This window comes from Streptomyces sp. NPDC000941 (assembly GCF_053599555.1).
Window position 1 is genome coordinate 94,896 of sequence record NZ_JBSFMM010000003.1, and the last position, 23,685, is coordinate 118,580.

At 71.8% G+C, this 23,685-nt stretch carries 10 protein-coding genes; 1 reads left to right on the forward strand and 9 read right to left on the reverse strand.

What is annotated here, in order from left to right:
- The first annotated feature begins 85 nt into the window (after window positions 1–85).
- Complete coding sequence (gene fabD / locus ACWDSL_RS02000; protein ID WP_450480725.1) at window positions 86–1,039, forward strand: ACP S-malonyltransferase; 954 nt, start codon at window positions 86–88, stop codon at window positions 1,037–1,039.
- 56 nt (window positions 1,040–1,095) lie between these two features.
- Here fabD and ACWDSL_RS02005 read toward each other — a convergent pair whose 3' ends face one another.
- From ACWDSL_RS02005 to ACWDSL_RS02045, 9 genes are all read right to left on the reverse strand, one after another.
- On the reverse strand, window positions 1,096–2,130 hold the full coding sequence (locus ACWDSL_RS02005; protein ID WP_450480727.1) for a MupA/Atu3671 family FMN-dependent luciferase-like monooxygenase: 1,035 nt from the start codon (window positions 2,128–2,130) through the stop codon (window positions 1,096–1,098).
- Window positions 2,127–9,374 (reverse strand): amino acid adenylation domain-containing protein, encoded by a 7,248-nt coding sequence (locus ACWDSL_RS02010; RefSeq protein ID WP_450480729.1) that lies wholly within the window; start codon window positions 9,372–9,374, stop codon window positions 2,127–2,129. The genes ACWDSL_RS02005 and ACWDSL_RS02010 overlap by 4 nt, the downstream gene beginning before the upstream one ends.
- A gap of 153 nt (window positions 9,375–9,527) precedes the next feature.
- On the reverse strand, window positions 9,528–13,013 hold the full coding sequence (locus ACWDSL_RS02015; protein WP_450480731.1) for an amino acid adenylation domain-containing protein: 3,486 nt from the start codon (window positions 13,011–13,013) through the stop codon (window positions 9,528–9,530).
- Window positions 13,010–15,601, reverse strand: a complete 2,592-nt coding sequence (locus tag ACWDSL_RS02020; RefSeq protein WP_450480733.1) for a beta-ketoacyl synthase N-terminal-like domain-containing protein — start codon at window positions 15,599–15,601, stop codon at window positions 13,010–13,012. Before ACWDSL_RS02020 ends, ACWDSL_RS02015 begins: the two co-directional genes overlap by 4 nt.
- A 2-nt stretch (window positions 15,602–15,603) precedes the next feature.
- Complete coding sequence (locus tag ACWDSL_RS02025) at window positions 15,604–18,723, reverse strand: non-ribosomal peptide synthetase (RefSeq protein WP_450480735.1); 3,120 nt, start codon at window positions 18,721–18,723, stop codon at window positions 15,604–15,606.
- Window positions 18,724–19,063: 340 nt separating this feature from the next.
- On the reverse strand, window positions 19,064–20,023 hold the full coding sequence (locus ACWDSL_RS02030; protein WP_450480824.1) for an ROK family protein: 960 nt from the start codon (window positions 20,021–20,023) through the stop codon (window positions 19,064–19,066).
- A gap of 11 nt (window positions 20,024–20,034) precedes the next feature.
- The gene (locus ACWDSL_RS02035; protein WP_450480737.1) at window positions 20,035–21,783 is read right to left on the reverse strand and encodes a dipeptide ABC transporter ATP-binding protein; all 1,749 of its coding nucleotides are present in this window, start codon (window positions 21,781–21,783) and stop codon (window positions 20,035–20,037) included.
- Entirely contained in the window at window positions 21,780–22,679 is a 900-nt protein-coding gene (locus ACWDSL_RS02040; protein WP_450480739.1) for an ABC transporter permease, read from the reverse strand. The genes ACWDSL_RS02035 and ACWDSL_RS02040 overlap by 4 nt, the downstream gene beginning before the upstream one ends.
- A complete protein-coding gene (locus ACWDSL_RS02045) occupies window positions 22,676–23,638 on the reverse strand; it encodes an ABC transporter permease (protein WP_450480741.1) in 963 nt (320 codons plus the stop codon). Before ACWDSL_RS02045 ends, ACWDSL_RS02040 begins: the two co-directional genes overlap by 4 nt.
- Window positions 23,639–23,685 lie beyond the last annotated feature (47 nt).

Here is a 23,685-nt window from a genome sequence, read left to right on the forward strand (position 1 = left end):
GTCTCCGTCCCGCCTGATCGATAGGGTGAGCGATCGCGGTCGAGGCCGCGTCAAGTTTTGTTGTCACGACGCGAACGGGGTGGCCGTGGACAGGATTGCGTTTCTCTTCCCCGGGCAGGGCTCGCAGGTGCCCGGAATGGGAAAGGATTTCGCCCGGGAATACGCGGAAAGCGTACGGGCCTACTACGCATCGGCCGACGAGATTCTGGGACTTCCGCTGAGCCGGCTGTGCTTCGAGGGCAGCGAGGAGGCGCTGGGGGACACCGCCGTGACCCAGCCCGGTGTGTTCCTCACCAGCCTCGCCGTCTCCGCGGTGCTCCGGGAACACGGCATCCGGCCGGGCGTGGTGGCCGGCCACAGCCTCGGTGAGTACCCGGCCCTGGTGCACGCGGGGGTGCTCGCCTGGGAGGACGCGCTGCGTCTGGTGCGGCGTCGCGGCGAGTTGATGGCTGGGGTCAACCGGCGCACACCGGGACGGATGGCGGCGGTCCTGGGGCTGCCCGCCGAGCGGGTCCGTGACCTGTGCGAGGAGTCGTCGCGCCGCACCGGTGAGAGCGTGGCCGTGGCCAACTACAACGCGCCGACGCAGACGGTGGTGTCCGGAACGGTGGCCGGGGTGGAGGCCGCCACCGTCGCCGCGCGGGCGGCCGGTGCGACACACGTCGCACAGCTGAAGGTGGGCGCGCCCTTCCACTCGCTCCTGATGAAGGACATCGAGGCGGAGTTCGCCGCCCATCTGGAGGCCGTCCCGTTCTCCACTCCGGTCATCCCGGTGATCGCCAATGCGACCGCCACGTATGTGCACACGGGCGAGGAGGCACGTCAGTCGCTGAGGCGCCAGCTCTCCTCGCCGGTGTACTGGAGCCAGACGCTGGAACTGCTGGTGAAGGAGGACGTCGACGCGCTGGTCGAGGTCGGCCCCGGCAGGGTGCTGACGAACATCAGCCGCGGTTCGGCCTCGCAGGTGCCGGCCATGGCCGTGGGCACCGTCAAGCAGTTGCGTCAGGCCCTCGCCCGGCTCACCGCGGTGCGGGCGTAGCGCGCTGGGGGCGGGCGGGCGGCAGACGGCCGCCCGCCGTCCTCCGGTCCGGGAGATCACAGCTGTTCGCACCTCTCCCGCAGCACCGCCAGGTTCCGCAGCGCGCCGAGCGCCTCGTCCGCCGCGACGCCGAAGTCGATCAGACAGGCGAGTTCGTCCACACCCAGGTCGGCGAGGCGTTCGACGATGGGCAGACAGCTGTCGACTGAGCCGATGAGGCACCGGGTCCGCGCGTGTTCCTCGTAGGCGTGGTCCAGCAACTCGCGCATCGCGGCGTCCGATGCCGGTCCCACGCCCTGGCTCTGCGGCGACTTGAGGCCGAAGAGGCTCATGGACGAGCGCATGTACGCGGTCATGGGGGTACGGGCCGTCTCCATCGCCGTACGGCTGTCCTCGGCGACGAACGTGTGCAGCATGACCGTCACCCGGTCGCTTTCGATGCCGTGTCCCGCGGCTTCGAGCGCCTCGCTGTAGTCGGCCAGATTGTCCTCCAGCCGGTCCCAGGACTGCCCGAGAAGGTGGGTCAGAATGCCGCACCCCAGCTCTCCCGCGAGGGAGAACGTCCCGGCGGAGCCCGCCGCGGTGACCCAGAGGGGCACCTCGTCCTGCCGGGGGCGCGGGTAGGTGTGGATCAGCCGCTCCTCCCCGCCCGGCCCCGGACGGCGCACGGCCGCACCGGACCACAGCGCGCGCAGCTCCTGGATGCCGTCACGGACCAGGCTTTTGTTCCGCTCGAAGTTGCCGGGTGCCAGGACGAAGTCCTGCGGGTTCCAGCCGGAGGCGATGGCGAGGCCCGCCCGGCCGCCCGAGAGCTGGTCGACGACGGCCCACTCCTCGGCCACGCGCAGGCGATCGTGCAGCGGAAGCACGACGCTTCCGGCGCGTACGTCGACGCGGGAGGTGATGGCGGCCACGGCCGCCGAGGTGACGGAGGGGTTGGGGAACGGCGCGCCGAAGTCGTGGAAGTGCCGCTCCGGCGTCCAGACGGCCGAGAAGCCCTCCGTGTCCGCGAACCGCGCCGCCTCGAGGAGGAGACGGTACTGCTCGGTGGTGTCCTGCCCGTTGGCGAAGAAGAAAAGGCTGAACTTCACGCGCCCTCCCCGGGATCGATGGATGCGGCAAGGTCCGCGGCGGTGGTGTCGGCCTCGAACACGAGGGCGTACAGCACGGTGCGATACAGCGCCATCACCCGTGCGTCCCGCCGTTCGGCAGGGCTGCGGGCGTAGGCGAGCTGTGCGCGGAAGGCGCGCGGGCTGTCGGCGACGGTCAGCTGCAGCCGCTGCCCGGCAGCCAGTACGTCGGCCCCGACGGCACGTAGTTCCCGCGTGCCGAGCCGCAGCGGCTCGCCCTCGTCGCGCGCATAGGTGAAGACGACCGGAAGGCTCCGGAACGCCCCTAGCCCCTCGTCGGCGGCCGCGAGGTCGGCGTAGTTCACGGTGCGTACGCCGTCCACGTCGTCGAAGACCTCGCGTACGGCCTCCAGGGCGTGGCACAGCGGCTCCGCGGCGCGCAGCCGGAACGGAAAGGGGACGACGTTGGCGAAGCTGCCGACCGTCGCGTCGAGGGAGGGGTGGATCCTGCCGTCGAGCGCCAGCGCCAGGCAGACCTCGTCCTCGTCCCGCGACCAGGCCAGGGCGGTGGCGAAGGCGGTGAGGTGCAACAGGAAGGGGGTGACGCGGTGCTCCGCACACCTTTGGCGCAGCATCTGCTGCAGCCGCTGCCCGGGGGCCCAGGACCGCTGCCCGGCGATCTCCCCGTCGGCCGCGGGACCGAGGGTGTCGGCTTCCCGCGGGGCCCCGGGCAGAAGCCGGCGCCACCGGCGCACGGTCTCCTCTGCGCGCTCGCTGCCGGCCAGCGACTGCCGCCAGGTGAGGTGGCGCAGGAATCCGTCGTCCGTTTCGCGGGGGGCCGTGGGCGTGGCGTAGGCCTCGGCGAGGGAGTGGCACAGGGTGTTCAGGCTCCGCCCGTCCAGGGCGGCCAGATGGACGGTCAGCGCCAGCAGGGTGGGGCCTTCGGGCAGCTGCGCCGCCGCGACCCGGAACAGGGGTTCCCCGGCGGGATCGATGGGCCTGCGCTGACCTTGGTCGTACAGCCATGCCGCGGCCCCGTGCGGCGTCATGCCCGCCGGTGTCCCGGGCGGATCGACCACGGCGAAGCCCTGCGTCCGGGCCCGCGACTCCCCGTCCGTAGCGGCCGCCGCATCCGCCGCATACGGCACGCGGAGGGCCGCGTGCCGGTCGAGGACGGCATCCACCGCCGTACTCAGCCGTGCCGGGTCCAGCCGTTGCCCGGTGTCGAACACGAAGGTCTTCTGCCGGTCGGAGGACGGGGAACCGTCGAGGAGCGCGCGGTGCCCCGCGGGAACGACGAGCGGGGCAGCGACGGCGGGCAGCTCTTCCTCGGCGTCCGTCGCGGGGCGGTGGCCGGCCACCAGGGCGGCGACCTCAGCGGCCGTGCCACGCCGGTAGAGTTCCCGCACCGACAGCCGGATGCCGCATTCCTCCCGTACGCCGTGGATGACGCGGGTGGCGAGCAGGGAGTGGCCGCCGGCGTCGAAGAAGTCCTCGTCCGGGCCGAGTAGCGGGTTGTCCAGTACGCGGCGGAAGACGGTCAGGACACCGTGCAGGGCACCGTCCGCCTCGGCTGAGTCCGCGTCCGCGCCCGCGCCTGAGCCCGCGCCCGCACTCCGCGGTCCCGGGCTGCCCGGCCGGGGCAGCCGGGACACCTCGACCTTCCCGTTGACATTGACCGGGAGGCTGTCGAGGACGGTGAAGGACGACGGCACCATCGCCGCCGGCAGCTCATCCCTGAGCCGATCCCGGGTCCGCTCGGCCACCCCGGCCCCGGAAGCGGCCACCACATAGGCGTCGATGCGCCGGTCGCCCTCCGTACCGCCGATGACCAGGGCCACGTCGCGGATCGCCGGGTCCTGGCGGATCACCGTCTCGACCTCGCCCAGCTCCACCCGGAAGCCGCGGATCTTGACCTGGTTGTCGCCACGGCCCAGGAACTCGATGTCGCCCGAGCGCAGCAGTCGGGCTCTGTCTCCGCTCCGGTACGCGCGGGCGCCGTGCGCCGTGCCGCCGTCCGGGCCCGGAGGCGGGAAGCGTTCCGCGGTCAGCCGCGGCTGTCCCAGGTAGCCGGTGGCCACGCAGTCGCCGTGGATGACCAGTTCGCCGACCGAGCCGCGGGGAGCGTCGCGGCCCTGCCCGTCCAGCACGGACAGCGTGACGTTCTGGATCGGGCGGCCGATCGGTGCGTGCCGTGGCCAGGTACGCGGCGGTCCGCTGAACCGGTACGAGGTCACGACGTGTGTCTCGGCCGGCCCGTAGTTGTTGATCAGCCGGCATTCCTTCAGGGACTCGAAGAAGGAGATCACCGACGCGCTCAGGCGCAGCTGTTCGCCGGTGGAGGCGATCTCCTTGAGCGAGGAGAAGGCGGCGGTGTCGTGCTCGAAGCGTGCGGCGAGCGCGTGCAGGAGGGACACCGGCAGGATGGCCTTCTCCACCCGGTGGTCCCGGATGAAGCCGGCCAGCATGTCGTGGTCGTGTTTGGTCTCTTCGTCGGCGATGTGGAGGGAGCCGCCCGAGCACAGGGCGGCGAACGCCTCGTGGAAGGAGGCGTCGAAACCGAAGGACGCGAGCTGTAGCCGGCGCAGCCCCGCGGTGTGGCCGGCGGTCTCCCAGTGGATGAGGTTCGCCAGCGCGCGGTGGGGGAAGTGGATGCCCTTCGGCCGGCCCGTGGTGCCGCTCGTGTAGGTCAGATAGGCACCCACCGACAGATCCACCGCGTCGCCCGGGACGCTGTCCGCGCCGCCTCGCACCGCCGTGATGTCCGTCAGCTCCAGAGCCGTCGCGCCGACGGCGAAGTCGGCGTCCTCTTTGCGCTCGGAGATGACGACGGCGGCGCCGCAGTCCTCGGCCATGGCCGCGAGTCTCCGCCGCGGGTGAGTCAGGTCGAAGGGCACCGGCGTGGCTCCCGCGCGCATCACGCCCACGAGAGCGCCGACCAGGGGCACTCCCCGTTCCATGGCGATGCCCACGTTGTGGCCGGGACGTACGCCGAGCCCGGCGAGCAGGCCGGCCACCCCCGCCGAGACACGGGCCAGTTCGCCGTACGTCAGGGAGGTCCGGCCGTCGGTGACCGCGAGGCGGCCGGGCTCCCTGGCCGCCCAGTCGGCGAAGACCGCGTGGACCGGGCGCGGCGGGACGGGGACCCGCGGGCCGGCCAGGGCCGCGGAGGTCCGGGCGGCGGTGGCGGGCGACTCGGAGGGGACGTCCCTCAGCGGCCGGTCCGCCGCGTCCACGACGGTGGCCAGGAGAAAGGCGAAGGTGTCCTGCCACCCCGCGACGGTCTCCCGCTCGAAGCGCTCGGTGTTGTAGAGGAAGCGTCCGGTAATGCTCCCGTCCCGGCCGAACCACCAGTCGAGGGAGAGCTCGTACGGGCTGGTGTGCCGCTCGAACGGCAGGGGGCGGCGCTCGAGCCCGGCCGGCGGCGCGGCACTGCCCGCGTCGAGGTTGAGCATGTTGAACAGCACCTGGAATATCGGGGTGGCGTTCAGGTCCTGGCCGCCGCCTCCCAGCCGGCGGGTGACCACCTCGACGGGCAGATCCTGGTGGTCCAGGGCCCTGGTCACCCGCTTGGCGACCTGCCCCAGCAACGCGTGGAAGTCCAGGGCTTCCTCGGTCCGCACCCGGAGCGGGAGGGTGTTCACGAAGTTCCCGATGAGGTCGCGGGTCTCGGGCCGGTGCCGTCCGGAGACCGGTGTCCCGACGACGAGATCCGTCCGCCCGGTGACCCTGCCGAGCAGCAGGAAGAAGACGGCGAGTACGACGACGAAGGGCGTCACACCGTGCTGCTCGGCCAGTGCGCGGACCCGGCCGGAGAGTTCCGCCGGAAGGGCGAAGTCGACGGTGCCGCCCCGGTAGCCGTGGACCGCACCGGGCGGCCGGTCACCCGGCAGCTGAAGCGGCTCGGGCAGCTCCGCCAGCTCGTCCAGCCAGAAGCGCAGCTGCCGGTCGGCGTCCGTGGAGGTCAGCCATGCGGCGACGGCACGCATATGGGCGGCCGGCAGACCTTCGACGGCGGGCAGGGCGGCCTTGTCGCCACCGGTTCGCTCCGCGTAGCAGGCGTAGAGGTCACGCAGCAGGATGCCGGTGGAGTGGGCGTCCGCGCAGATGTGATGCACCGAGAGGGCGAGGACGTGCCGGCCGGGCCCGGTGGTGAAGACGCGCGCGGCGAAGGCGGGGGCCCGGTCCAGCGGGAGCCCGCGGTCCAGCAGCCCGGCGATCGCGGACCGTAGGGACTCCTCGCCGTCGACGGCGAGGACGGGGAGCTCGACGGGCACCTCGGGCAGGATCTCCTGCGTCGTGCCGTCCGCGGTCGTGCGGAACACCGCGCGCAGGCTCTCGTGCCGGGCGACGACGTCGGCGAGCGCGGCACGCAGCGCCTCGATGTCCACCGGGCCGCGCAGGTCGGCGAGCACCGGCACGTTGTACGCCTCGGCCGCGCCGTCGATCTCGCTGAGGAACAGGAACCTTTCCTGAAGCGGAGTCAGCGGGATCGGACCGCCTGCTCCGGTGCCCGCCGCCTCCTCACCCTCCGCCTCGTCCTGCTCTCTGTGTGCCAGCCGGGCCAGGTGGGCCGGCGTCGGCTCCCGCAGGAACGTGCCGAACGGTACGTTCACCCGGAGCCGCGCACGGGCCATGGCCACGACCCGGGTGGCGAGCAGGGAGTCACCGCCGAGCGTGAACAGGTCGTCGTCCTCCGCGACGTCGTCGACCCCCAGACACTGCGCGAAGATGTGCCGAGCCGACTGGGCGGCGGTTTCCGCACCGCCCGCCTCCACCGCCGCCGGTTCTGGGCCACCGGAGCGTACGGACCGCTCGACGGCGCCCTGCGGCGGCCGTGGATCCAGCCAGTGCCGCTGCCGGTCGAAGGGGTACGCGGGGAGGTCCACGACGCGGCCGCCGGCGGCATCGACGAGTCCCGAGCGGTCCTCCAGGAGTCCCAGCGCCCAGGCGCGGCCGAGGCGCCCGAGCAGCGAGGCGTCGCCGCCTCGCGTGCCGGACGGACCGACCACGTGGACCGCTCCCGCGAACACGCCCGGGACCGTGGCGGCAGGGAGCGCCGCGGCCGCGCCGAGGTGCACGAGCGCCGAGATCCGGGGCGGCAGGGTGCGCCGGCCCGGTGCGGCCGCGGCGTCGCCGAAGGCCAGGGCCGGGTCCGGTCGGCGGCCCGCCGGGCACAGCTCGGCTCCGTCCTCGTCGTACCAGGGGATGGTCGGCGGACGGAGCGACACCCGGCGCAGGACGTGTTCGTCGGATCCCATGCCGTCGGCCACAGGGGCGCTGTCGATTGAGAAGTCCGCCATGGCGGCGGCGAGTTCGTCCTCCGTCAGCGCGCCGGCCAGCACGGCCGCGGCGGGGCGGGACGCCCGGTCGGCGACGACGGCCCGCGGGGCGGATCCCCGGCGCTCCGCCCATACGGCGGCCTCGCCCAGTGATACGACGGTGGACGTCAGCAGCGCCGGGGCCCGGGCCGCCAGGGTGCGCAACGCCTGCTGGACCGTTATGCCGTGCGCCGCGGCCCACGGCCCGACGAGCCGTTCGGCGGTTTTCCGGAACACCGTATGGCGGCCGAGAAGTTCCTGGACCGACTTCTGGTCGGGCTCGGTATGCCGCAGCACGAAGGCGAACCCTCCGCGCCGCGTGTCCGCGCCGTCCTCGTCGAGGGTGATGGGTTCCCGTCCGTCGGCCCAGAGCAGTGCGCGCCGGAAGGGCAGTACGGCATGTCCGCGGACAAGGGTGTACGCCATGTCGCGCACGCCCTCGGGAGTCTGCGCCGAAAGCCGCTCCCGCAGGCCGGACTCCCATGCGTCCAGGGCCGTACGCGACGCGGCGGAGAAGGGCAGCAGCCGTACGTTGCGGGGCGCACTGTCGGCGGCCGCCTCCGGCCCCGCCGGCACCTCCGGTGCCTCTTCCACCAGCAGGTGCACATTCGTGCCGCCCACGCCGAACGAGCTCACCCCGGCGAGCAGCGGCCGCGGGCCGTCCCATGGCTGCAGCTTTCCGGTGACCCGGAACGGCGAGGTGTCGAAGTCGATGTGCGGACTGGTCTCCTCGCACCACAGAGTCGGGGGCAGGGTGCGGTGGCGCAGCGCGAGGACCACCTTGATCAGACCGGCGATCCCCGAGGCCGAGTCCAGATGACCGATGTTGGACTTCACGGACCCGATCCCGCAGAAGCCGATCGCACCGCTCGCACGGCTCGTACCGCTCGTACGGCTCGTCATGCGGAAGGCCTCGGTGAGGGCGCTCACCTCGATGGGGTCGCCGAGGGCGGTGCCCGTGCCGTGGGCCTCCACGTAGGAGACCTGATCGGCGTCGACGCCCGCCAGCTCGAGCACCGAGGCGATCAGCTCGGCCTGTCCCCGGGCGCTGGGCGCGGTGTAACCGCTCTTCCGCGCCCCGTCGTTGTTGACACCACCGGCTCGGATCACCGCGAGTACCCGGTCGCCGTCGGCGAGCGCGTCCTCCAGCCGTCGCAGCACCACGACCCCGACACCGCTGGAGAACACCGTGCCCCGGGCGTCCGCGGAGAAGGGCCGGCAGCGGCCGTCGGGGGAACCGATGCCGCCCTCCACATAGGAGTAGCCGAGGTCGGTCGGTTTGATGCCGGCGCCACCGGCCACGGCGGCGTCCGCCTCGTAGTCCAGCAGCGCGCGGCAGGCATGGTGCACCGCCGCGAGGCTGGAGGAGCAGGCGCAGTCGACCGCCGCACTCGGGCCCGTCAGGCCCAGCCGGTAGGACACACCGGTCGCGGTGAAACCCCGGTCGTTGCCCATGAGGACGCGGTGCCAGCCCAGCGCCTCGACCACCTCGGGGTGGCTCATCACATGGCGCAGCAGATAGTCCGAGAGGTTCATGCCCAGGTACACGCCGACGCTGCCGTCGAACGTCCCCGGTTCGAGAGCGGCGTCCCGCAGGGCGTGGACCGTGGTCTCCAGCAGAAGGCGCTGCTGCGGGTCGGTCGCCGCAGCCTCGGCCGGAGTCATGCCGAAGTAGCCCGCGTCGAAGAGCGAGGGGTCCGTGAACCGCATACGGGTGGCGACGTACGACGGGTCGTCGCGCACCCGGTCCAGCAGTCCCGCGCGCCTCAACTCCTCGTCGGGAACGGTCTCCCGGGGCTCCATGCCGTCGCGCAGCAGCTCCCAGAACGCCTCGGTGGAATCCGCCCCGGGGAAGCGGCAGGCCATACCGGTGATGGCGATCGCCGGGAGCTCGTCAGCGTGTTCGGCGGGTGCGTCGTGTTCGTCGGGAAGGTCGGCAGCCAAGGCTCACACTCCGGGACTTCTGCCGGCACGCACTCGCGGGGGCGGCGAGTCGGCGTACAGGGATGCGGCGAGGGACGCGTGGGGCAGCGGCGCGCGAAGCGCCGCGTGCGCGGGACGAGGGGGTGCGCGGGATGGGGGTGCGCGGGACGGAGGTCAGTCGATGACGGGCCGGAACGCGTCCGCCCGGAGCTGCTTCTTGCGGGAGACCTGTTGGCCACGCCGTTGCCGGGCCGCCCGGCGGGCGTCCGTGGCCGGCGCCCGGCCGCGCCGCGGGTCCTCGGCCGGGGACGTCCCGCTGACATGGGCCGCGTACGCCCGGACACTGGGGTAGCGGAACAGGTCGACGATCCGCGCCTCCTCGTGCACCCGGTCGCGCACCTCCGTGAGCAGCTGGGCGACGAGGATCGACGTGCCCCCCGACTGGAAGAAGTCGTCGGCCGGGCCGATGCCGTCGTCGCCGAGCACCGCTCGCCAGACCGCAAGCAGCCGGGCCTCCAGATCGTTCGCGGGCTCTTTGGCCGTCTGCTCCCGGGTGTCGACGCGGATGTGCGGCAAGGCGTTGCGGTCCGTCTTGCCGCCGCTGGTGGTGGGCAGGGCGGCACAGGGCGCGAAGGCCGCGGGCACCATCTGATCCGGGAGCAGATCGGCGAGCCCGGCCCGCAGATACGCCTCGTCGATCACCGCGCCGGGCGCCGGCACATAGTGGGCGACCAGCAGGCCGCGCTCCCGCTCACGCTGGACGGTCACAGCGGATTCGGCTATTCCGGCGAGGGAGTTGAGCGCGTGCTCCACCTCTTCCAGCTCGATCCGGTAGCCGCCCACCTTGACCTGGTTGTCGACCCTGCCGACCAGCTCGATCTCGCCGCTCGGCAGCCACCGGGCGATGTCTCCCGTGCGGTAGACGCGGCCGTCGGCGGACAGGGAGGGCGCGCACAGGGCGGGAAGGGTGGGGAAGCGTTCGGCGGTGAGCCCGGGACTGCCGACGTAGCCGCGGGCCACACCGGCCCCCGCGAGGACCAGCTCGCCGAACATGCCGATCGGCACGGGGCCCAGCGTCGCGTCCACCACATGGGCCGCGGTGTTCGCCAGCGGCCGGCCCACGAGGATGCGGTCAGGCTCCCGCGGGACCTCCCAGCAGGTCGACCACACGGTGGTCTCCGTCGGTCCGTACATGTTCAGCACGCGCGGGATGCCGAGGTCCTTGAGCTGCCGGGCCAGGGTGAGGTCGAGCGGTTCGCCGCCCACCATCAGCAGCCGGAGTCCGGCCAGGGCGCTTTCGGCGCCGGGCAGGCGGAGTACGCCGCGCAGCAGCGTGGGGGTCGCCTGCATGGCCGTCGCCCCCTCACGGCGGATGAGCTCCGGGATGGTCGCGGGCGCCTGAAGCTCCTGCGGATCACTCGTGGTGTGCCGCATCGTCTCGGACGTCTCCGAGAGCACTACGGGAACACCGCGGGCCACGGTCCACAACAGCTCGACCACCGCGATGTCGAAGGTGACCTGGGTGACGGCGAGCCACACGGCGGGATCCGGGGGCGAAGCCACCGCGTCGAGGGCGGTGAAGAGGTTCAGCACATTCGCGTGCGACACCTCGACGCCCTTGGGCCGCCCGGTGGAGCCGGAGGTGAAGATGACATAGGCGGCGTCGGCGGCGGCCGCACCCGGGTAGCCGGCCGTCCCCGGGTGCCGGAGCAGGTCCGCGGCCTTCAGCCGCACACCGGCGAACGACGGGCACCTGCCCTCGTACACCTCCCCGGTCACGAGCGCGACGCAGCCGGCCGAGTCGAGCATGGACGTGGTGCGCCCGTCCGGAGCGGCCCCGTCCAGGGGCACGTACACCAGCCCCGCCCGGAGGACCCCCAGCAGTACGGCGATGAGCTCCGGCGACCTGGGCACCAGCACGCCCACCCGGCCGCCGGGCCGCAGCCCCGCGGAGCGCAGACCGGCGGCGACGGACTCGGCCCTGCGCGCCAGTTCACCCCGGGACAGCACGGTCCCCCGGAACGTGACGGCCGCCCGCTCGGGATCCTCGCGCAGCCGGTCGAGCAGCTCATCCTCCACGCGCCGCGCCGGCACCGGCCGGCTGGTGCCGGCGTTCCACTGCTCAATGCGCCGGGAGCTGTCGGGGTCGATCAGCGGCAGGTCCGCGAGCCGTGCGTCCGGGTCCTCGCACATACGCTCCACAAGACGGACGAAACAGTCGGCGAAGCGCCGCGCGTCGGCCTCGTCGAACAGCGTGTCGTTGTAGACCAGCAGCCCCTTCAGGCCGTTGTCGTCCTCGCGCAGCTTGAACATCAGGTCGTACTGGGCCGAGTAGAAGGGGGTCGGAGCGGCCTCGGCGTGGACACCGGGCAAGGTGAACTGCTCGCCCGGATAGGTCTGCAGGATGAAGATGGTCTGGAAGATCGGGGAGTGCGAACTGCTGCGCTCGGGGGCCGTCGCCTGCACCACCTGGTCGAAGGGAAGGTCCTGGTGGGCGAAGGCGTCGAACGCGCTGCTCCGGGTCTGCGCCAGGTAGTCGCGGACGGTACTGCTCTCATCGACCCGCGTCCGCACGGTGATGGTGTTGAAGAACAGCCCCAGGGTCCGCTCCAGCGCCGGATAGGGCCGGTTGGCCAGCGGGCTGCCGACGGCGATGTCGGACTGCCGCGTCATACGGGACAGCAGCAGTGAGTACGCCGCCATGAAGGTGCTGTAGAGGGTGGTGCCGGTCTCCCCGCACAACCCCCGTACCTTGTCGAGGAGTTCGCGTCCGTACCGGAAGGTCAGCGCGGAGCCGCGATAGCTCTGCACCGCCTGGCGCTGCCGGGAGGGGACCAGGTCGAGCAGCGGCGGAAGCTCGGCGAGCCTGTCGCGCCAGTACGCGCGCTGCCGCCGCGCCAGGTCGCTGCCGAGCCATTCACGCTCCCAGACGGCGTAGTCCGCGTACTGCACGGAGAGCTCGGGTAACCGCGGGCTCCGCCCGGCGACGCGCGCCGCGTACAACTCGGACAGTTCCTTCTTGATCAGCCCGGTGGACCAGCCGTCCGAGATGACGTGGTGCTGTGTGACGACGAAGGTCCACCGCCGCTGTGCCGTGCGCAGCAGGTCGAAGCGGATGAGCGGGGCCGCGGCCAGGTCGAACCGCGTGGAGACGATGTCGAGGAGCAGCCTGTCGTGTTCCTCCGGGGTGTCCGCCCGGTGTGTTCCGAACGGCGCCGCACAGTCGTCGTCGATGGTCTGCAACAGGCCCTCCGGCGTCTCGGTCAGGGCCGTGCGCAGGATCTCGTGGCGCCGCACGAGATCGTCGGCGGCGCCGCGCAGGGCCGCTTCGTCCAGGTCGCCCCGGAATTCGGTGGCGAAGTACATGTTGTAGACGGACAGGTCGCTCGCCGTCTGCTCCACCAGCCACAGGCGCTGCTGGGCATAGGACGCGGGGATCGGTTCCCGGCGGTCGACGCGCTGAATGCGGACGCCGCGGCGGTGCTGCTCCTCCTCGTACTCGCGGAAGAACCGGAGTATCTCCGCGCGTCGCGTGCGGATCGAGTTCTTGACGGCGTCGGTGAGGGCGCCGTCGGGGCCCGACACCGACAGCTTCTCGCCGTTGGGCGCGATGCGGATCCCGCGCGCGGACATGTCCTCCAGAAAGCGGGTGACGCTCACAGTTCCACCGTCTCCATCGCTTCGTCGGCCGGGGCGGTCTGCGTCGCGTAGACACGCAGCGCGGCAAGCTCGCCCTGAACGAGCTCGGACATGCCGTCCAGCGTCTCGGCGTCCAGCAGATCGCCGAGCGGGATCCGCACCTCGAACAGCTCGCGGATCCTGGTCATGACCTGGGAGGCGAGCAGCGAGTGCCCGCCGAGGTCGAAGAAGCTGTCCTCGGGCGCCACCTCGGGAACACCGAGGACCGTCCGCCAGATGGCGCCCAGTTCGGTCAGGACGTCCCGCAAACCGTCGTCGGAGCGGGAGGTGGTGGCGGCGGCAGGAACGGGGGTGTGTCCCGCGGTGGCGTCCGGCACCGGAGCGGCCCAATGGCGGGCCTCGTCGAACGGGTAGCCCGGCAGCGGAATCCGGCGTCCGGCCCCGCGCAGCAGGTGCCAGGACACGTCGGCGCCCCGTTCCCAGCAGCGGGCGACCAGACGCAGCCACTGCTCCCAGCCTGCCGCGCCGTCGAGCAGGCTGGGGCAGCCCGGCGGGGGAGCGAAGGCTTCCTCTCCGGTCACCGCGGCCCGGGTCATCGTCGGCAGGTGTCCCGTCGGCGGTACCCGGCCGGCGGGGAAACCGGTGCCCGAGGTGAGCGATCGCACCTCGACGGCCAGGGGGGTGGGCGGGCAGCCGGCGAGGTCCCGTTCGATCTCGTCAAGCAGCCGTTCGCAGACGCTCAGATCCCCGCCGGGCAGTGACGCCTCCAGAGCCCGGCTGTGCCGCTCGGCGCAGCGGAGCGCCACGTCCCAGGGCAGGGCTCCGGCATGGGCGAACGCCAGGTACTCGCCGGCGCCCACCGCGGCCACGGCGTCCGGGACGACTCCCCGTGCGGCCAGGGCATCGAGCAGGCCCCGCGCGGTGTGCGCCGCGACCACCGCCCGCAAGGCCCCGGAGCCCGTGTGCTCCAGGGCGCGGCGGAGCTCCGGAATGCGCTCGCCGAGCCGTTCGTCCAGCGGATACGGGTTCTCGTCCCCGAGGTCGATCGCCAGCACGAGCCCTTCCGCCGGCGCGGGGACGGGCTTCTCGCGCAGGGCGGTGCCGATCCCCTGGAGGGAGGAGGAGACCCAGGCCCGGCGCAGCGTGCGGTGGTGGCGGCCCTCTTGGAGGGTGCGGGCCACATCGCCCGGGGCGTGTTCCTCGTGGTCCAGCGTCTCGGCGAGCCGGTCGCAGAGCCGGTCGAACGACAGCGGCGTATGGGCGGAGAGCGGGAAGATGTACGGCTCGTCCGGGGCGGCCGGCCCGGACGGTGCGGGTTGCCCGGGTGGCTGTTCCAGCACCAGGTGGGCGTTGGTGCCGCCGACGCCGAGCGCGGTGACGGCGGCGCGCCGGGGGTGCTCCGTACGCGGCCACGGGTGGCTGCCCACGCTGATGTACAGGCCGCTGTCCCCCAGGTCGATGAGGGGGTTGAGTTCGTCGTGCCCCACCGTCGCGGGCACCGTGCCTTCACGGACGGAGAGTACGGCCTTGATGAGCCCGGCCATGCCGGCGGCGGCGTCCAGGTGCCCCAGGGACGACTTCACGGCACCGATCGCACAGGGAGTAGTGGCACCCAGCTGTTCCCGGGCCTCGCGGAGCGCCGCGAGTTCCACGGGGTCCCCGAGGGAGGTGCCGGTGCCGTGTGCCTCGACGTACCCCACGGTCGCCGGGTCGATACCCGCGTCGGTGAGCGCGGCGATGACGACGTCGCGCTGGCCGCGCACGCTCGGCGCGGCGAAGCTCTGCCGGTCGGCCCCGTCGTTGTTGAGGGCGGAGCCGCGGATGACGGCGTGGACGGTGTCGCCGTCGCGCAGGGCGTCGTCCAGGCGCTTGAGGACGACGATTCCCGCGCCGCTTCCGGGTACGGTGCCCTGCGCCGCGCTGTCGAACGGGCGCAGCCGGCCGTCCGGGGACATGACGGAGCCGTCGAGCGCGCGATAGCCGTGGTGCTGTGGCAGCTGCACGGACACCGCGCCCGCCAGGGCGAGTTCGCATTCGCCCGCCAACAGGGCGCGCCTGGCCAGGTGGACGGCGGTGAGCGAGGTGGAGCACAGGCTGCTGATGAAGACGCTCGGCCCTCGCAGGTCGAGATGGTAGGAGACGCGCAGCGGCAGCGCGGCGGGGGAGTCGGACATGGACCGGTGGGTCCGGGCGCCGCTGTCCGGGCTGGGCAGCATCGCCGCGTAACGGTTCTCGCCGGAGCCGCAGAAGACGCCGACCCTGCGGTCCTCGCCGCCCGCCCACCCCGCGTGCTCCAGGGCGTGCACCGCTTCCTGTAGGAAGAGGCGGTGCTGCGGATCCATGGCAGCCGCCTCGGCGGGCGGGATCCCGAAGTAGGCGGCGTCGAACATCTCCACGTCTTCGAGCGCCCCGGCCACGGGAACGTAACTCGGGTCGGCGAGCACGTCTTGGGGGACGCCCTTCGCCGCGAGTTCGTCGGCCGTCAGCGGCACCAGGGACGTCGTCCCCTTCATGAGGGCGTTCCAGTACTCGTCGGTGTCACGGGCGCCGGGGAAACGGCAGGCCATCCCGACCACCGCTATGAGCCGGCTCTCCTGCGCAAGGGTCATGCTCATCCTCCGTCGTTCTCCGAGCCACTCAGCGAGCGGGCGACAGCGGCAACGGTCGGGTACTTGAACAGGTCCGTCACCGACAAGCCGGGCGCGATCTCCGTCCTGAGCCGCCGATGCAGCTGAATGAGGGTCAGTGAGCTGCCCCCGAGCTGGAACAGGCTCATGTCACGGGGCACCCGGCCGGGTTCCGTGCCCAGGACCTCCGCCCACAGCGCGGCGAGCCGCCGTTCGAGGCCGGTACGCGGTTCGCCGTGCGACGACGGGGCCGCTCCCGCCTCGGGCAGCGGCAGCGCTCGTACGTCCACCTTTCCGGTGGCGGTGAGGGGCAGCTTTGCCAGCCGTACGAAGTGAGTGGGCAGGTGCTCCGGGGGCAGCCGGTCGGCGAGGTGTCCGCGGAGGTCGGCGAGGACGTCGTCCGGTTCGCAGACGACGTAGGCGAGCAGGGAGTCCGGGAGCTCGGGGCGGACCGTCACGACGGCGTCCTGGACTCCGGGGTGCCCGAGCAGCAGGTTGCGTATCCCGTCCAGTTCCACCCGCAGTCCGCGGAGCTTCGCCTGCCCGTCGTCGCGCCCGTGGAACTCGAGCAGACCGTCCTCGGTGAAGCGGGCGAGGTCACCCGTCCGGTAGAGCAACGCGCCGGGGTCCTCGCCGAACCGGTGCGGTACGAACCGTTCGGCGGTCAGTTCGGCGCGGTTGGCGTATCCGAGAGCCAGCGGGAGCCCGCCGAGGCAGAGCTCCCCCACGAAGGTCGGGGGCATCAACTGCCCGCCGGGCCCGAGCACATAGGCCTGGCCCCCGGAAATGGGACGGCCGATGGGCACCGACGCTTCCGGCTCGTCGCCGGGGCTGCACACATGGGACGTCGCGTCGCAGCCCGCTTCGGTCGGCCCGTACAGGTTGGTGACCTGCGCATGACATCTCATGCTCACGGCTTTCACGACCCAGGAGTCGAGGGGCTCTCCACCGGCGAAGAGCCGGCGCAGCGCGGGGAGGCCGCCCCACCCGTCCTCCGCCAGCATTGCCTTGAGCAGGGTGGGGACGAACTGCGCCACGGTCACCGCGTGGCGCCGCAGCTCGCCGAGCATGGACGCCGGGTCCCGGTGCGCGCCCGGAGGCGCCACCACCAGCGTGGCGCCCACGGTGAGCGGGGCGAGGTACTCCCACACCGACGCGTCGAAGATGGGCGGCGTCTTGAAGTAGAAGCGGTCCTCCGGGCGGAAGCCGAACTCGTCCCGCTTCCACCGGAGGTTGTTGGTCAGCGCACGGTGCGGTACGACGACCGCCTTGGGCAGCCCGGTGCTTCCGGACGTCGTGATGACGTACGCGGGGGCCTCGGCGTCCACCGGCCGGTCTTCGAACCCGTCGCCTGGGGCGTCGCCTGGGGCAGCGGTTTCGGCGGCGTCCAGGCCGAGCGGCTTCACGCCGGGCGTCGACGCGTCGAGTCCGGTATGGCTCGGCGCGATCACGGCTGCCGCTCCCGCGTCGGACAGGACGAAGGCGCGGCGGCGCGGCGGCTGTTCCATGTCGACGGGGAGGAAGGCCAGGCCGCATCGGAGCACGGCCAGGACCGCCTCGACGAACCGGGCCGACCTCGGCAGGCAGAGCGCGACGACGCTCCCCGGGGGGAGGCCGAGGGCCGTGATACGGGCGGCAAGCGAGCGGGAGGCCCGTTCCAGTTCCCCGTAGGTGACCTCGTGCCCCTCGTCGATCAGGGCGACCTTCTCGGGGGCGGCGGTGGCCTGTCGCAGGAAGGACTCCGGGACGTGCGGCGAGGCCGGCTCGCCGGGCGGCGCGTTCCAGGTGTCCAGCACCAGGGAGCGGTCCGCCTCGGTGATGAGCTCCACTTCCCGCGCGGCGCCGTCCCAGCCGTCGAGGATCTGGCCGAGCACGGTTTCCCACGCGCGGGCCAGCCGCTGTGCGGTGGCCGGGGCGTACACGTCGGGGTCGAAGTCCAGCCGCCCGGTGACCTCGGTGCCGCTGATGTTGACGGCCAGCAGCAGCTCAGACTTGCCGTCACGCGGGATCAGCGGGATGCGTTCCACATCCAGCCCGCGCAACCGGGGGCCTGTGCCCAGGTCGTTGACGGACAGCATGGCCGGGAGGGCCGCACCGCCACCGGCGATCACCCGCATACGGGCCCACAGCTTCTCCAGGGACTCTCCCTGATGCTCCAGGCAGCTGAAGAGCGATTCCTGAACGTCCCCGACGTACTCCTGAAGGCTTGTTTCAGCCTGCGGAGGGCAGCGGAAGAGCATCATGTCCGTAAACAGCCCCACCACCTTGTCGAATTCGGTGCGTCGCCAGTCGACAGCCGGATAGGAGACCACGACGTCATCGGAGCGGAGGAAGTGCTGAAGCGTCAGAGAGTAAGCGGACAGCAGCACTGCGAAGGGGGTCACCCGCCGGCGTTCGACGAGCTCGAAGAAATCCGCCCGAAAGGACAGCAGGCAGGAGGAGTGGCGAATGGGCGAATCATTGCCGTACGGGCGCTTGCGTGGTGTGGACGCGAGTACGTCCATACCCTCCAGGTATTTCTCCCAGAAGTCGGTGTGTTCCCGCTCTTCGGGGAGATTCGTCCACTCCTGCTGCTGGCGGACGTAGGCGAAATAGGGCGACTCGTCAATAGGCGCCTCCGCCGGGAGGCGGCCGTCGAGGGCATCGGTATAGGCCTGGCCCAATTCCTCGATGATCAGGCCGACCGAAGGCGCGTCCACCGTGATGTGGTCGAACACCATGAGGAGAACGGCGTCCTGCGGGGACAGCCGGAACAAGCCGGCTCGCACACGGCACGCGGTTTCACCGGAGAACGGCTCCGAAGCCGCTTCGGCGAGCCGTTCCTGCAGCTCATCGGCTGTCACCTGGTGCACATCCAGGACGTGCTCCGGCGTCGGGCGTACGCTCTGACGAAGTTCACCGCTCGATAACTGATGAATCGCCACACGCAGCGCGGGGTGCCGGTCCAGCACCGACCGGATGGCCTCGGCAAGCTCCTTCTCGGCGACGTGACCTGAAAGGCGGTAGGCCACGGGAACATGGTAGGAGTCCCCGTCGGGCTGGAGTTGCTGCGATGTCCAGACGGTCTGCTGCTGCCGGGACAGCGGATGCCCGGCGGAATTCACAGAGTCACCCTGGAGAGGTGCTGGAATGCGAGATGTCCAGGTTTCCCGAAGCTTGCGTGAATATCAGCGGTGATATGCCTCAAAACCGGCGATCCGCTGGATCTGGAAGCGCGCGCCTGAATCGATAGATGACCCACTGTTGCCCCCCGTAACCCCGTTTTCCCCGTGAGCAATTCTTCTGACAGAAGATCGCAGTGAGTTTGCGACACGCGGCGTCGCGCCGACCAGAGCTGTCCCGTTTTTGTGATGCAGGTCACGCACTCGGGGGTGTGGATTGAGGAGCGTACCCCCTTGTTGCCCGCTTTGGTGCGCATGATGTCGGCCGTGACTCTTGGCGATATTAAGTCTGGCGTGGCTGATTTTCATCGAGCCTCTTGACTCGGTGGTTCGCCGTGCGAATCGCCGTCGTCCCCAGGCGGGCGCGGGCGGCGGCGCCCACGGGTACGGCATCGGCGCCGAGCCGGGCACGGACCAGGCGGACCGGGTGACCACTGACCGGGGGCTCCTCGGCGAGCTCGGCCCGTACGACGGGCTCGAGAAGGTGCCAGGCACGGCTGACGCCGCCACCGATCACCACCGTGGTGATGTCCACCAGGCCGGCTGTCATGACGACCGCCCGCGCGAGCCCGGCGCCGGCGGCGCGGTACACCTCCAGGGCGTCCTCGTCGCCGTACGCGGCCGCGTCGGCGACCTCTCGCGCGGTGAGCCGGCGGCCGGTGCGGTCGGCGAATCGGGCCGCGATGGAACGGCCGGAGGCCAAGGTCTCCAGGTGGCCACGCCCCCCGCAGGTGCAGGGCAAGTCGCCGAACCCGGGGATGTGCCCGATCTCGCCGGCCGCGCCGTGCGGGCCGGTGAAGAGCCGGCCGCCCGCCCAGAGTGCGCCGCCCACGCCCGTGCCCAGCGCGATGCCGAGAACATCGGGCTCGCCCCGTACCGCGCCGCCCGACACCTCCCCGCGCAGGAACGCGTTGACGTCGTTGTCGAGGAACGCGGGAACGCCCAGGGCGTCCTCCACGGCGGCGGTGACGGGGAAGCCCGACCAGCCGCTGAAGGAGTCGCTGGCCACCAGGATGCGGCCCTCGGCGGTGTCCACCACCCCGGCCGCGCCGACGCCGGCGCCGATCAGCCGGCCGGGCGTACGCCGCAACAGCGGTGCCAGTACACCGAGCGCGGCGTCCATCATGGCCTGCCCGCCGGAGGCCGCCGGAGTGGTCGTTCCGGCCCGGTCGAGCACCGTGAGGTCGTCATCGCACAGCACCACCTGGGTCGTGGTCCCGCCGATGTCCACGCCGGCGAACAAGGGGCGGTCGTTCACGCCTCGTCCTCCATGCGTCCGGCCGCCAAGGTGGCCAGGCGTTCGGCTCTGCGTCCGCGCTGGACCACCGGGTCGGGGACCGGCACGGCGGCCAGCAGCCGCCGGGTGTAATCGGTTTCCGGGCGCAGCAGCGTCTCACCGGTGGGGCCCTGCTCCTCGATCCGCCCGGCCCGCATGACGGCGACCCGGCGGGCGAAGTGCTGGACGACGGCGAGGTCGTGGGAGACGAACAGACAGGCGAAGCCCAGCTCGTCCTGCAGTTCCGTGATGACCTTCAGCACGGACTCCTGCACGCTCACGTCGAGTGCGCTGGTGGGCTCGTCGGCGACCAGCAGCCGCGGCTCGAGCACCAGCGCACGGGCCAGACTGACCCGCTGACGCTGACCGCCGGACAGCTCGCGGGGGGCGCGCCGGACGATGTCGCGGGGCAGCCGGACCCGGTCGAGCACTGCTTCAACCCTGCTGCGCTGCTCCTGGGCGGACAGTTCACGGCGGTGTACCCGCAGCGGCTCGGCGACGCACTCGCCGACCGTCATCCTGGCGTCGAGCGAGGCGACCGGGTCCTGGAGGACCACGCCTATGCCGGACCGCAGTCTCCGGCGGGCACGGGCACGGGTACGGGCCAGGTCGGCGCCGAACAGCGACACGGCGCCTGACGTCGGCGGGATCAAGCCGAGTGCGACCCGCGCCGCGGTGGACTTGCCGGAGCCCGACTCGCCCACCAGGCCCAGGGTCTCGCCGGGGCGGACGACGAGCGAGATACCGTCCAGGGCGTGCACCGCGCGCTTTCCGCGACCGAACACCACCGAGATGTCGCGGAGTTCGACGACCGGGGCGGTGGCGTCGCCGCTGCCGGACCCCTCGTCCGGGAGGGCTTTGCCGGCCGGGGTGCGCTCGTCGTCCGGCCGGCGCTCGTCGGACTCCGCGACCGACAGCCGGGGCACGGCGGCCAGCAGCCGCCGGGTGTAGTCGTGGGACGGGCGCAGCAGTACGTCCTCGACCGGGCCGGTCTCCACGATCCGGCCCTGGTACATCACGGCGACCCGGTCCGCGAAGTCGGCGACCACACCCATGTTGTGGGTGACGAGCAGGACGCCGGTGCCGGTCTCGGCGGCGAGCCTGCGCAGCAGGTCGAGGATTTCGGCCTGCACGGTGACGTCCAGCGCGGTGGTCGGCTCATCGGCGATCAGGAGGGCCGGGTCGTTGGCGATGGCCATGGCGATGACCACCCGCTGGCGCTGGCCCCCGGAGAGCTGGAAGGGGTAGGCGGCCGCGCGTTTCTCCGGCTCGGGGATGCCGACCCTGCGCAGCAGGCCGACGGCGCGAGCGGCGGCGTCCTTGGCGGAGACGTCGTTGTGGTTGCGGATCACCTCGGCGATTTGCCTGCCGATCCGGGTGAGCGGGTCGAGCGCGGTGGCCGGCTCCTGGAACACCATGGAGACGGTCCGGCCGCGCAGCGCGGCGAGCCCTGCCTCGCCGGCGCCGACGATATCGGTGCCGTCGATCACGGCCTGGCCCGTGACACGGGCGTTTCCGGCCAGCAGCCCCATCGCGGCCAGCGCGACGGTGGACTTCCCGGAGCCCGACTCGCCGACCAGAGCGAGGGTCTCACCGGGACGGACGTGCAGGGACACGCCCTGTACGGCGGGAACCTCCGCGGACTCGGTGGTGAAGACGACACCGAGGTCGTCGAGTTCGAGAATCGCCTTCGCCGCCGGGGCGGCGAAGGCCTGGCTGGCGGTCATCCGCGTCCCCTCACGTCGAATGCGTCACGGAGCCCGTCCCCTATCGCGTTGAACGCCCACACCACCAGGATGATGGCCAGGCCGGGCGGCAGGATGAGCCACCAATAGCCGGAGTAGGCGGCGGTGAGTCCCGCGGAGAGCATGCCGCCCCAGTCGGTGGCCGGCGGCTGCAGGCCCAGGCCCAGGTAGGAGACGTAGGCCACGAGGAGGATGGCGTCGGCGATCTGGAAGGTCGTGGCAACGACGATGGTCGACACGGAGTTGGGCAGGATGTGCCGCAGGATCGCGCGGGCGTGTGTTCCCCCGATGGCCCGCAGAGTCAGTATGTAGTCGCGATTCTTCAGGGTCAGGGTCTCGGCCCGGATGAGCCGCGTCGGCACCAGCCAGGACACCAGCCCGAGGATGAGGATCAGGCCGGCCAGGCCGGGGGTGGTGATGGCGGAGACCACCAGCAGGATGAAGAGGGCGGGGATGGCGATGCCCGCGTCCACGATCCGCATCATCACGGCGTCGATCCAACCGCCGGCGTAGCCCGCGGCCGCGCCCCACAGGGTGCCGATGACGGTGGCCAGGACGCCCGCGGCGAGACCGACGACCAGCGACACCTTGCCGCCGTACATCAGCCGGCCCAGCTCGTCGTGGCCGACGGCGTCGGTGCCGAGCCAGTGTGCTCCGCTCGGCGAGAGGTTGACCTGCTGGAGGTCGGTGTGGGTCTGGTCCGTGTGGTACACCAGCGGGCCCACGAAGCAGAACAGGACGAAGAACACCACGACGCCGAGCCCGGCGACGGCGAGCCGGTTGCGCAGGAAGCGCCGCACGGCGAGCCGGGTGCCGGAGCTCTCACGCGGGGTGTCCGCGGTGCCGGGCGTCTTGGCCGGCTGGATGACGGCGCTCATACCCGGCTGCCTGCCTTCACTCGGGGATCGATGATCCGCTGGACGATGTCGGCGAGCAGCGTGCCGACCACGGTGGCGACGGCGATGACCAGCACGCAGCCCAGCAGGACCGGGTAGTCGGAGGCCTGCGCGGCGGACCAGAACAGCAGCCCCATACCGGGGTAGTTGAAAAGCTGCTCCACCACCAGCGCACCGCCGAAGAGCACCGGCAGGTAGTAGCCGAGCATGGCGATCACAGGGGTCAGGGAGTTACGGAAGACATGCCGCCACAGGATGGCGCCGGGGCGGGAACCCCCGGCCCGCGCCGTCCTGACGTAGTCCTCGGAAAGATTCTCCAAAGTGGCGGCGCGCATATAGCGGCTGAACACCGCCACCATGGAGGCGGCGCCGGCGGCCACCGGCAGCACCAGGGCCTGCGGGTCGGAGAACACCTGGGCGAGCGAGTCCCCCTGCGGCGCCTGGGACGGGAACCACGGCAGCACCTGGCTGAACACCAGAATCAGGATCAGCCCGAGGAAGTACACCGGCGTGGAGTACGCGATGAAGCTCAGTGTGGTGATGACATAGTCCACCGGCCCGTTGCGGCGCACGGCCTGCCACATCCCCAGCGGGATCGCCAGCAGAAGGCCGATGACCATCGACAGGACAGTCAGGACCAGAGTCTTCGGCAGCCGCTCCCCGATGAGCCGGGACACCGGCGCGTTCAGGGTGTACGAGGTGCCGAGGTCGCCGTGCAGCAACTGGTTCAGGTAGTGGAAGTACTGCACGGGCAGAGACTGGTCAAGGCCCTGTTCGTGGTTGAAGCGGGCGATCTGCTGCGCCGTGGCCTGCGGGCCGAGGATGCCGCGGGCGGGACCCCCGGGCAGGGCGTGCAGCAGACCGAAGACCACGATCGTCACGATCACGATCACCACGACGGCCTGGAGCACGCGTCTGATCAGGTACGAAGGAGTACTCATGTGTTTTCCGGTCGCTTCGGCTCAGGAATGCGCTGGGTCACCGGCCG

Excerpts from the sequence above, each read along its gene's own strand:
- ACWDSL_RS02035 (WP_450480737.1), bottom strand. The coding sequence starts at position 21,783 with ATGACCGCCAGCCAGGCCTTCGCCGCCCCGGCGGCGAAGGCGATTCTC.
- ACWDSL_RS02045 (WP_450480741.1), bottom strand. The coding sequence starts at position 23,638 with ATGAGTACTCCTTCGTACCTGATCAGACGCGTGCTCCAGGCCGTCGTG.
- ACWDSL_RS02040 (WP_450480739.1), bottom strand. The coding sequence starts at position 22,679 with ATGAGCGCCGTCATCCAGCCGGCCAAGACGCCCGGCACCGCGGACACC.
- ACWDSL_RS02020 (WP_450480733.1), bottom strand. The coding sequence starts at position 15,601 with ATGACCCTTGCGCAGGAGAGCCGGCTCATAGCGGTGGTCGGGATGGCC.